Below are 9508 nucleotides of genomic sequence, written 5' to 3'. Positions count from 1 at the left end.
GCCGGGGAGGGCCCGGCGGCGCCGCGGGACGGGGCTACTGCTGCAGCACCTGCGTGATCGCGTCGTTGTCCTCGTCGAGGTCGGAGGCGTCACCGAAGACCTGGGCGCGGAACAAGGTCGACCAGGGGCTCCCCACCGCGTTGAACGCCTGCTGGAAGTTCAGCGCGATCGGGGTCTGACTGTCGGGGGCGGCCGACACCTGGTTGATCAGCTGCACCCGCGGGTCGGTGGCGTACTGGTTGTCCAGGAAGTCCGCCCGGGCCGGGGTGACGTTGTTCTTCGCCAGGACGTCGACCTGCGCCGCCTCGCTCATGAGCCACTGCTGGAAGTTCCAGGCCTGGTCGGGGTGCTCGGAGTCCTTGCTGATCCCGATGCCGTCACCGCCGACGAAGGTCGACTCACCGCCGTCGACACCCGGGATGGCGCTGACACCGACGTCGACCGTCTGGTCGGCGGTCTGCAGCAGGGTGGCCGGGTAGGGCATGACACCGATCTGGCCCTGCTGGAACGCCGCGGTCCACGTGGCGCCGGTCTCGTCGGCGGCCCCGGGGGCGATGGCGCCGGCGTCCTGCAGGTCCCGCCAGATGCCGTACACCTGCTGGGCGGTGTCGCTGGCCAGGTTGGCCGTGGTGCCGTCGTCCTCGAGCACCTGCTCACCGCTGGCCCACATCATGGGGAACCAGGTGAACACCCCGCAGCCACCGCAGTTGCCGCCGAAGTAGGTGCCGTAGGTGTCGGGCTTGTTCAGGGCCTGGATGGCCAGCGCCTGGTCGCGGAACTCGGTGAGCGTCGTGGGGCCCTCCTCCGGGTCGAGGCCAGCCTCCCGGTAGAGGTCCTTGTTGTAGAACATGACCGACAGGTCGAGCACGAAGGGCAGCACGTACTGCTTGTCCTCGTAGGTGCCCGCGTCGAGCACGGAGGAGTTGATCTGGTCGGCGTAGTCGAGGTTGTCGATGCGCTCGGTCAGGTCGGTGAACAGGCCCTGGGAGGTCCAGTTCGGCAGGTAGACGACGTCGGCGGCGAACAGGTCGGGCAGGTCGTCCGACCCGGCCGCGGCGCCGACCTTCGCCACGTAGTCGTCATTGGGGACGACGGTCAGCTCGACCTGGTTCTCGTGGCTGGAGTTGTAGGCGTCCACGAGGAGCTTGGCCTGGGCCTCCAGCGGGGCGCGGGTCCACAGCGTGAGGGTGGTGCCGTCGTCGACCCCCTCCACGTTGGAGGGGTCCCCGGCGGCTGCGGGGGACCCGGAGGAGCCGCCGCAGGCGGCCAGCGCCGCGGTCATGCTGACGGCCGCGATGGCTGCGCCCCAGCGGGCGGTGCGGCGGCGTGGTGTCCACGTCATCGTCGTCGTGCCTTCCTGTTCGCGGCCGGGGCCGCTCCGACATCAGAAACCAGTTTCGGTCCAGCGCCGGTCTCCGGAACCGTGGACGGCGTACTTCCCCCAGCTGTCCGGGAAGTCCGTCGCCACTGTCGTGATCCACGTCGCTAAAACGTTTTCGGAAAGTAGTGTGGACGTCGGCCCACGTCAAGCACCTTCGCGCTAGTCTTCCCAGCACCCCCGGACGCCGCGCCGGGACCGGAGAGGAGCCCGATGTCCGTCGACGAGGTCGCCCCGCACCGTCGTGGGCGTCCGCCGACCCTCCGGGAGGTCGCGGCGATGGCGGGCGTCTCGATCGCCACCGCGTCCAAGGCCCTGAACGGGCGACAGCACGTGGGCTCGGCGACCCGCCAGCGGGTGCAGTCGGCCGCCGACGCGCTCAACTTCTCGCCGAACGCCCTGGCCCAGGGCATGGTGGCGCAGCGCAGCGGCACGGTCGGCCTGCTGACCTCCGATCTGGTCGGCCGGTTCAGCATGCCGGTGCTGCGCGGCGCCGAGGACGCCTTCGGGTCGGAGAAGATGTCGGTGCTGCTGGCCGACGCTCGCGACGACCACATCCGGCAGCAGCACCACCTGCGCGCCCTGCTCTCCCGCCGTGTCGACGGGCTGATCGTGGTGGGGGCGCAGCCCGACCCGCGCCCGTCGCTCGGCCAGGACCTCGGCGTGCCGGTCGTCTACGCCTACGCCCCCTCGGACGACCCGCAGGACATGTCCGTGGTCGCCGACGACGTCGCCGGCGGCCGGCTCGCCGTGGACCACCTCATCCGGTGCGGCCGCCGCACCATCGCGCACGTCACCGGCGACCCGACCTACGGCGCCTCGCACGACCGCGCCCGCGGGGCGGTCGAGCGGCTGACCGAGGCGGGCCTGGCGGTGGCCGGTGGCGAGGTCATGTACGACAGCTGGAGCGAGGCCTGGGGCCGCGGGGCCACCCGACTCCTGCTCGAGCGCGAGCCGGGCCTCGACGCGGTGTTCGCCGGCTCCGACCAGATCGCCCGCGGCGTGCTCGACGCGCTGCTCGAGGCGGGCAAGCGGGTGCCCGAGGAGGTCGCGGTCATCGGGTTCGACAACTGGGAGGTGCTCGCCACGGGTTCGCGGCCGCCGCTCACGACCATCGACCCCGCGCTCGAGAACCTGGGCCGGGTCGCCGCGCTGCGGTTGGCGTCGGCCATCGAGGGCCGGGCCGGCCACGGCGTCGAGGCCTACCCCTGTCGGCTGGTGACCCGCTCGTCCACCGCGCCCCTGCACTGACCTCCGGGCCCGCGGGTCAGGATGGGGGCATGGCACCGCGGGCGCGCTCGGTCGCGGGGGACCTCTACGGCGACTACCTCGCCGACGCCGGCTATCGCGCCCCGGCGACGGCCACCACCGCCACGATGTCGGCGACCTCGGCGGCCAGGTCGTAGGACCGGGGGTCGGTGAGGTCACCGCTGCCGCCGCGTCCTCCACGGCCGTCCGTCCTCCTCCACCAGATCTGGTGGAGGAGGACGGACTGTCGTGCACCCCCCTGATCAACGCTGCACAGGGCGGGTCAGATCGACGCCGGGTACCGGGAGTGCTCGGGGAAGTTGCCGTACAGCAGCTCGCCCTCCGGTCCCTGGGTGACCGCCTGCACCAGCAGGTCGCCGCCCACGAAGCAGCCCAGCCACGAGGCACCACGCCCACCGAACGCCTCGGCCCGGTCCCCGCGGGAGCGCGGCTTGTTGATGCCGACCTTGAACGCCTGCACCTCACGGGCCAGCCGGTGCGCCTTCTCCTCGTCGTCGCAGGCCAGCGAGGCGACCAGGGCACCGTTGGAGGCGTTCATCTGGGCCAGCAGCTCGGCCTCGCTGTCGACCACGACGATCGTGTCGACCGGCCCGAACGGCTCGGAGTGCATGAGCGCCGAGGCCCCGCCGGGCGACAGCAGCGCCGCCGGGGCCACGTAGGCCGAGGTGTCCTGACCGGCGATGAACCGGCCGTCGGCCAACGACCCCCGCCAGAGCGGGACCGCACCCCGGTGCATCGCGTCGGAGACCCGGTCGCGCAGCTCGGTGGCCTTGCCGGCGCTGATCACCGGCCCGAAGTCCAGCACCGGCAGCTCGTCGCCGTCGTTCTCCACGGCCAGCGGGTGGCCGAATCGCAGCGCCTGCACGACCGGCAGGTAGGTGGCCAGGAACTGGTCGACCAGCTCGCGCTGGACGACGTAGCGGGGGTAGGCGGTGCAGCGCTGCTTGCCGTACTCGAAGCCCTTCTTCAGGTGCGCGGCCAGGCCGTCCCAGTCGGAGAACTCCCAGATGCCCCAGGCGTTGAGGCCCTCCTGCTCGAGCATGTGCCGCTTGCCGGTGTCCAGCAGCCCGGCGGCCACCTTGCCGCCGTTGGAGCGCCCGCCGACGAAGGCCAGGGCACCGACCTCGGGCGAGCGCACCAGCACGCTGGACAGCTCGGCGCCGCCGCCCGACAGCAGCGTGACCGGCAGGCCCTCCCGGGCCATGAGCGCATGCGCCAGGGTCAGGCAGGTCGCCCCGCCCTGGGACGGCGTCTTGGCGATGACCGCGTTGCCGGCCAGCAGCTGCACCAGCTCGGCGTGCACCAGCACCGACATCGGGTAGTTCCAGCTGGCGATGTTGGACACCGGCCCGTCCAGGGGCGTGCGGTCCCCGAGCATCCCGTCGATCTCCTCGACGTACCAGCGGACCCCGTCCAGCGCCCGGTCGACATCGGCGCAGGCCAGCTTCCACGGCTTGCCGATCTCCCAGGCCAGCAGCAGCGCGAGGTCGTCGCGGGCGTCGGCCATGGCGTCGACCGCAGCGGTGACCCGTGCCTTCCGCTCGGCCACCGGGGTGGTCGCCCACTCCCGGTGCGCGGCGGCTGCAGCCAGCACCGCGTGCTGCGCCTCGCCGGCGGACACCTTGGGCAGACCGGTGAGCTTGGACCCGTCGACCGGGGAGATCAACGCCTCGGGGTCGCCGATGGGCCGCCAGGACCCGTCGACCAGGTTGTGCAGGCGGTCGGTGCCGAAGGCCTCCGGGGTGCGGTCCGCGGCCCGGCCGAGGACGGCGGCCCACTCGGTGCCGGGCTTCACGTGCAGTGACGTCGCTGTCATGGACGCACCTTGCCAGTCCTGTCCAGGGGTCCGCCGTGACTGCGATCACGGTTGAGAAGACCGTCACACCTGTCGATGAGGTGGAGAATGGACAGCTCACCCCCCAGCTAGGAGTTCGCACCGCCATGCCCACGATCGAGGGAAATGCCGTCCGCAAGCTCGTGATCGCCTGCGACGCGGGGATGGCCAGCAGCGTGCTGATGAGCGTGCAGCTGCGCAAGCGCCTCGACGGCGTGGTGGTCGAGCACAGCCCGGTCGACGCCATCCCCGCCGACGCCGACGTGGTGCTGACCCACGGCAAGCTGGCCGACCGGGCACGCGAGACCGCCGGCGACCGCCCGGTCATTGCCTACGACCGCGTCGTCGGCGACCCCGCCGTCGCCGGTCTGGTCGAGGCCATCCGCGCCGGGGACCCCATCCAGGGCTGAGCCGCTGGTCGAGCGGATCGGCGTGCTGGTGCTGGGCCGCGACGTCCGCCGACGCATCGCCGGTTGCGCCGACCCCGTCGTCCTGGCTGCCGTCGTGTGCACGTCACGGCCCGGCCTCACCCCCGGGTCGGCGGCTCCCCGGCCTGGATCGCGGCCTGCGCGGCGGCCGGGTCGTAGGCACAGGCGTCGGCGACGTCGGCCACCGCCGGGCTGCTGCTGGACGGTGTCCCCGTGGTGGGCGCCGAGCTCGGGGCGCTCGTCGGGGCCGAGGTGGTCGGCGCGGCCGACTCCGACGGGGCCGACGACGGGGCTGCCGGAGCGGCGCCCAGCGCCTGCTGCACCAGGGCCCGGATCCGGTCGTAGTCGGGGTAGGCGGGCTGGATGACGGTGTCGTCGAACACCACGCTGCGGATCTCGGCGTCCTTGACCAGGAACGCGAGGTCGACGAAGTCGTCGAGCACCGACTGCGGGATGTCGGTGGCGACGATGTCGGAGGTGGTGGCGGCCAGCTGCTGGTAGCGGGTCAGCAGGGTGACCGGGTCGGCGGCGGCGACGATGGCGTCGAGCACGCAGCGCTGCCGGTCCATCCGCTGGTAGTCGCTGAGGCCGAACCGTCCGCGGGCGAAGGCGAGCGCGGTGGCGCCGTCCATCTCCTGGTCCGGGCCGGGGGCGATGTAGGAGTCGGGAAGGATCCGCAGGGTGGGCTCGCCGCCGACCGGGACGTAGTAGTTGACGTTCACCGTGATGCCGCCGAGCGCGTCGACGAGCTGGCTGAAGCCGTCGAGGTTGACCAGCACGTAGTAGTCGATGGGCAGACCGAGGGCCTCGCCCACGCCGAGCTTGAGCCAGTCGGCGCCCGGGTCGTCGCTGGGGGCACCGAGCGCGTCGGGGTACAGCGCCGGGCCGTTGCGGTAGACGGCGTTGAGCAGGCTCTCGCTCTCCGCGCCGGCGTCGAAGCCGTCGGGGAACAGCTCGGCCAGCTCGGTGCCCTCGGGGAAGGGCAGGTCCTCCAGGTTGCGCGGGAGGCTGAGGAGGGTGGTCTCCCCGGTCGCGGTCTCGATGCTGGCCACGATGACGGTGTCGGTGCGCACACCCTCGCGCCCCTCGCCGCCGTCGCCGCCCAGCAGCAGGACGTTCACCCGTTCCTTGTCCCCGAACGGGTTGACCGGGTCGGCCGGCTCCTCGACCGTCGCGCTGGTCCCCCCGGCGAAGAGGGTGTCGACCAGGCCGCGCTGCGCACCGGCCAGCCGGACGGCGGTCACCGCCGGGGTGGCCACGCCGGCGACCAGCAGCAGCACCAGCAGCGCCCCCGCCCCCTGCTGCGCCCGGGTGAGCCCGCGCGGCCGCAGCAGGCGGTAGCCCAGCACGACCACGGCGATCCACAGCAGCGCCAGCACACCGGTGCCGACCATGACGCCGAGCAGCACCTGCGGGTCGACGGCCGCGCGCACAGCGGTGCGCTGACCGGCCGTGGCCAGCCAGAGCAGCCCGGCCACCAGCACCGCGAAGACGGCGAGGACGGCGGCACCGCTGCGTCGCCAGCCCGCGGCCAGCAGCCCGCTGCCCGGGACGACGGCGCCGAGCACGGTGAGGCCGGCGGCCCGGCCGAAGGTGCGGGCGGGCCGGCGGCGCGACCGCGCCGGGGGGACGGACCGGTCCGACCCGTCCGCGGTCGGGCCGTCGGCGACGGGTGGCATCGGGTCGCCGGACCCCTCGGGGCCTGCGCCGGCGAACCGCTGGGTGGGTGCGTCGGCGCTCACCGAACCGTCGTGCGCGTCATCGGCACCCACGTCGGGGCCGTCGTCCGTGCCGTCGTCCGTGCCGTCGTCGTAGGTGGTGGGGTGGGTACGCACCGGCGGGTCGGGCTCGACCGGGGGCAGCCCAGCGGCCGCGCGGGCACGGGCGGCGAGTTCGGGGTCGGTGCCCCCCTCGGCACGCCGACGGCGCCGGACGGCGGCCCCGACAGGGTCCGGTACGGGCGGCAGTGCGGCGCCGGGGCGCTCGATGCGGGCGGTGTGGTCCTCGGGCTCGGGACGACCGGGTGCGTCGTTCACGAACCCCCTCTCGACCGTGTTCTCCGCCGCCGGGGCATCACGCCATGGTCCCACCGTCGTCCCACCCGGACCCGGGCGACCGAGAAGCCCTCCCCCGTTCGCGTGACGGCATCCCGCCGTCCTGCAGCGCGTCCCGACTCTGCAGGACCACCCGCTGACGGAGCGTCAGAAGTGCGCGGTGAGCAACGCCTCGACGTCGACCTCGAAGTGGACGGTCTGCAGGGCCGCGCCGGGCACCCGCTCGTCGAGGACCTCGCGCACGGGGACCGACCGCCAGAACGCCTCGGCCCCGGGCACGGCCGCGTCGGTGTGCAGGCACACCACCGCGTACCCGCCCTCGGCGACCGCCCAGCGGGTGGCCGCGGCGACCAGCGCGCGGGCCACGCCGCGGCGCCGGTGCTCGGCCAGCACCCAGACCCGGGCCAGCTGGCACACCGGTCGCCCGGCGTAGTGGTCGACCAGCACCTGGGGGCTGCGCGGGCCGCCGACCTTGACGGCGGTGGTGCCCAGGAGGGTGCCGTCGGCGTCGTGGGCGAGGAAGAGCGCCTGCCCGGGGGTGCGCAGGTAGGCGGCCTCGAGGTCGGCCAGGTCGCCGTGCCACTCGGGCCGAAAGCCGTAGCCGAGGTCTTCGTCGAGGACGCGCATCATCAGCGCGTACGCCACGGGGACGTCGTCGCGGGTCGCCGGACGCACCGTGAGGGTCGAGCTTGTTGCGAGCATTGCGCAACAGGCTAGCTGTTGCGAACGCCTCGCAGCCACCCACCGGGGGCCGGGGCGCGTAGCGTCCTCCCCACGCCAAACCTCCCGGAGGTGCACCGTGTCCCAGACGCCCGCCACGACGGCCCTGCTGCGGGAGCTCGAGCCGGTCGTCGAGGAGAACTTGAACCGGCACGAGAAGATGGCCACCGAGTGGCACCCGCACGACTACGTGCCGTGGTCCGAGGGGCGCGACTTCGCCTTCCTCGGCGGCGAGGACTGGTCCCCCGAGCAGTCGCGCCTGGACGAGACCGCCAAGGCCGCGATGATTACCAACCTGCTCACCGAGGACAACCTCCCGAGCTACCACCGCGAGATCGCCACCCGGTTCAGCCGGGACGGCGCCTGGGGCACGTGGGTGGGCCGCTGGACCGCCGAGGAGAACCGGCACGGCATCGCCATCCGCGACTACCTGGTGGTCACCCGCGGGGTCGACCCGGTCGAGCTCGAGCGGGCCCGGATGGACTACATGACCTCGGGCTACGACTCCGGCGACAAGACCCCGCTCGAGGCGGTGGCCTACGTGTCCTTCCAGGAACTGGCCACCCGGGTCAGCCACCGCAACACCGGGAAGGCGACCAACGATCCCGTAGCCGACCAGCTGCTGGCCCGCATCGCCAAGGACGAGAACCTGCACATGGTCTTCTACCGGAACATCGTCGCGGCGGCCCTGGACATCGCCCCCGACGAGACCATGCGGGCCATCGCCGACGAGGTCATCGGGTTCGAGATGCCCGGCGCCACGATGGCCGGGTTCCGCAAGAACTCCACGATCATCGCCAAGGCCGGCATCTACGACCTGCGGCTGCACCACGACGACGTGGTCGCCCCCGTGCTGCGGCACTGGAAGGTGTTCGAGCGCACCGGCTTCGGCCCCGAGGGCGAGCGGGCCCGGGAGGAGCTCGCGCAGTTCATGGCCGGTCTCGACGCCCAGGCCACGAAGTTCGTCGAGTCCCGCGACCGCATGCGCGCCCGCCTGCAGGCCAAGCAGGAAGCAGAGATCGCCCCCCTCTCCCAGGCCTGAGGGGACGCCCGCCTAGCCTCGGGAGCCGTGCGCCTGGCGACCTGGAACGTGAACTCCGTCCGGACCCGCGTCGACCGGGTCACCGCGTTCCTCGAGCGCAGCGGGGTGGACGTGCTGGCCATCCAGGAGACCAAGTGCCGGGACGACCAGTTCCCGCACATGCCCTTCGAGGCGATCGGCTACGAGGTCGCCCACGTCGGCCTCAACCAGTGGAACGGCGTCGCGGTCGTGTCGCGGGTCGGGATCGACGACGTGCAGGTCGGGTTCGAGGGCATGCCGTCGTGGTCGAGCAAGGAGGGCGTCGACCCCGCCCCCGAGGCCCGGGCGATCGCCGCGACCTGCGGCGGCGTCCGCACCTGGTCGCTGTACGTGCCCAACGGCCGACAGCTGGGCGACCCGCACCTGGCGTACAAGCTCGAGTGGCTCGAGGCGCTGCGGGAGAACGCCGCCGGCTGGCTGGCCGCCGACCCCCGGGCGCAGATCGCGCTCACCGGCGACTGGAACATCGCCCCGCAGGACGACGACGTCTGGGACATGGCCGTCTTCGCGCACTCCACGCACGTCAGCCCGCCCGAGCGCGCCGCCTTCGCCGCGGTCGTCGAGGCCGGCTACGCCGACGTGGTGCGCCCGCACACCCCCGGCGAGTACACCTACTGGGACTACACGCAGCTGCGCTTCCCGCGCCGCGAGGGCATGCGCATCGACTTCGCCCTCTGCTCCCCCGCCCTGGCCGAGCGGGTCACCGGCGCGGGGATCGACCGCCAGGAGCGCAAGGGCAAGGGC

At 73.1% G+C, this 9508-nt stretch carries 9 protein-coding genes; 5 read left to right on the top strand and 4 right to left on the bottom strand.

Annotated features, from left to right (window positions below; all coding sequences use genetic code 11):
- Positions 1 to 34: 34 nt before the first annotated feature.
- Positions 35 to 1342: an ABC transporter substrate-binding protein gene (locus tag TEK04_RS20980; protein WP_336406322.1), complete on the bottom strand. Its 1308-nt coding sequence runs from the start codon at positions 1340 to 1342 to the stop codon at positions 35 to 37.
- A 249-nt stretch (positions 1343 to 1591) separates the two neighbouring features.
- Between TEK04_RS20980 and TEK04_RS20975 the strand changes: the two genes are divergently transcribed.
- Both TEK04_RS20975 and TEK04_RS20970 read left to right on the top strand, forming a co-directional pair.
- Positions 1592 to 2629, top strand: a complete 1038-nt coding sequence (locus TEK04_RS20975; protein ID WP_336406321.1) for a LacI family DNA-binding transcriptional regulator — start codon at positions 1592 to 1594, stop codon at positions 2627 to 2629.
- A 29-nt stretch (positions 2630 to 2658) separates the two neighbouring features.
- Positions 2659 to 2784, top strand: coding sequence for a hypothetical protein (locus tag TEK04_RS20970; RefSeq protein WP_336406320.1), 126 nt, complete (start codon positions 2659 to 2661; stop codon positions 2782 to 2784).
- Between the two features lie 125 nt (positions 2785 to 2909).
- Here TEK04_RS20970 and TEK04_RS20965 read toward each other — a convergent pair whose 3' ends face one another.
- Positions 2910 to 4463 carry an aldehyde dehydrogenase family protein gene (locus TEK04_RS20965; RefSeq protein ID WP_336406319.1) on the bottom strand — a complete coding sequence of 518 codons (1554 nt, stop codon included), beginning with the start codon at positions 4461 to 4463 and terminating at the stop codon, positions 2910 to 2912.
- Between the two features lie 125 nt (positions 4464 to 4588).
- On the opposite strand from TEK04_RS20965, the gene TEK04_RS20960 reads away from it, so the two are divergent.
- Positions 4589 to 4891: a hypothetical protein gene (locus TEK04_RS20960; RefSeq protein ID WP_336406318.1), complete on the top strand. Its 303-nt coding sequence runs from the start codon at positions 4589 to 4591 to the stop codon at positions 4889 to 4891.
- A 116-nt stretch (positions 4892 to 5007) separates the two neighbouring features.
- On the opposite strand, the gene TEK04_RS20955 is transcribed toward TEK04_RS20960, so the two are convergent.
- Positions 5008 to 6945, bottom strand: coding sequence for an LCP family protein (locus TEK04_RS20955; RefSeq protein WP_336406317.1), 1938 nt, complete (start codon positions 6943 to 6945; stop codon positions 5008 to 5010).
- A 165-nt stretch (positions 6946 to 7110) separates the two neighbouring features.
- Positions 7111 to 7665: a GNAT family N-acetyltransferase gene (locus TEK04_RS20950; protein ID WP_336406316.1), complete on the bottom strand. Its 555-nt coding sequence runs from the start codon at positions 7663 to 7665 to the stop codon at positions 7111 to 7113.
- Positions 7666 to 7762: 97 nt separating this feature from the next.
- On the opposite strand from TEK04_RS20950, the gene TEK04_RS20945 reads away from it, so the two are divergent.
- Together TEK04_RS20945 and TEK04_RS20940 are read left to right on the top strand one after the other, a co-directional pair.
- Positions 7763 to 8725 carry an acyl-ACP desaturase gene (locus TEK04_RS20945; protein ID WP_336406315.1) on the top strand — a complete coding sequence of 321 codons (963 nt, stop codon included), beginning with the start codon at positions 7763 to 7765 and terminating at the stop codon, positions 8723 to 8725.
- Between the two features lie 27 nt (positions 8726 to 8752).
- Positions 8753 to 9508 (top strand): exodeoxyribonuclease III (locus TEK04_RS20940; protein ID WP_336406314.1); only part of this gene is annotated, 756 nt, incomplete at its 3' end.

The sequence above is a fragment of the Klenkia sesuvii genome, assembly GCF_037083825.1.
In the GTDB taxonomy this organism is placed as follows: Bacteria; Actinomycetota; Actinomycetes; order Mycobacteriales; family Geodermatophilaceae; genus Klenkia; species Klenkia sesuvii.
The sequence above is the reverse complement of the archived record's forward strand: the minus strand, read 5'-3'. Positions and strand labels throughout refer to the sequence as shown.

Coding starts and splice junctions, on each gene's coding strand:
- TEK04_RS20980 (WP_336406322.1), bottom strand. CDS start 1,342: ATGACGTGGACACCACGCCGCCGCACCGCCCGCTGGGGCGCAGCCATC.
- TEK04_RS20975 (WP_336406321.1), top strand. CDS start 1,592: ATGTCCGTCGACGAGGTCGCCCCGCACCGTCGTGGGCGTCCGCCGACC.
- TEK04_RS20970 (WP_336406320.1), top strand. CDS start 2,659: ATGGCACCGCGGGCGCGCTCGGTCGCGGGGGACCTCTACGGCGACTAC.
- TEK04_RS20965 (WP_336406319.1), bottom strand. CDS start 4,463: ATGACAGCGACGTCACTGCACGTGAAGCCCGGCACCGAGTGGGCCGCC.
- TEK04_RS20960 (WP_336406318.1), top strand. CDS start 4,589: ATGCCCACGATCGAGGGAAATGCCGTCCGCAAGCTCGTGATCGCCTGC.
- TEK04_RS20950 (WP_336406316.1), bottom strand. CDS start 7,665: ATGCTCGCAACAAGCTCGACCCTCACGGTGCGTCCGGCGACCCGCGAC.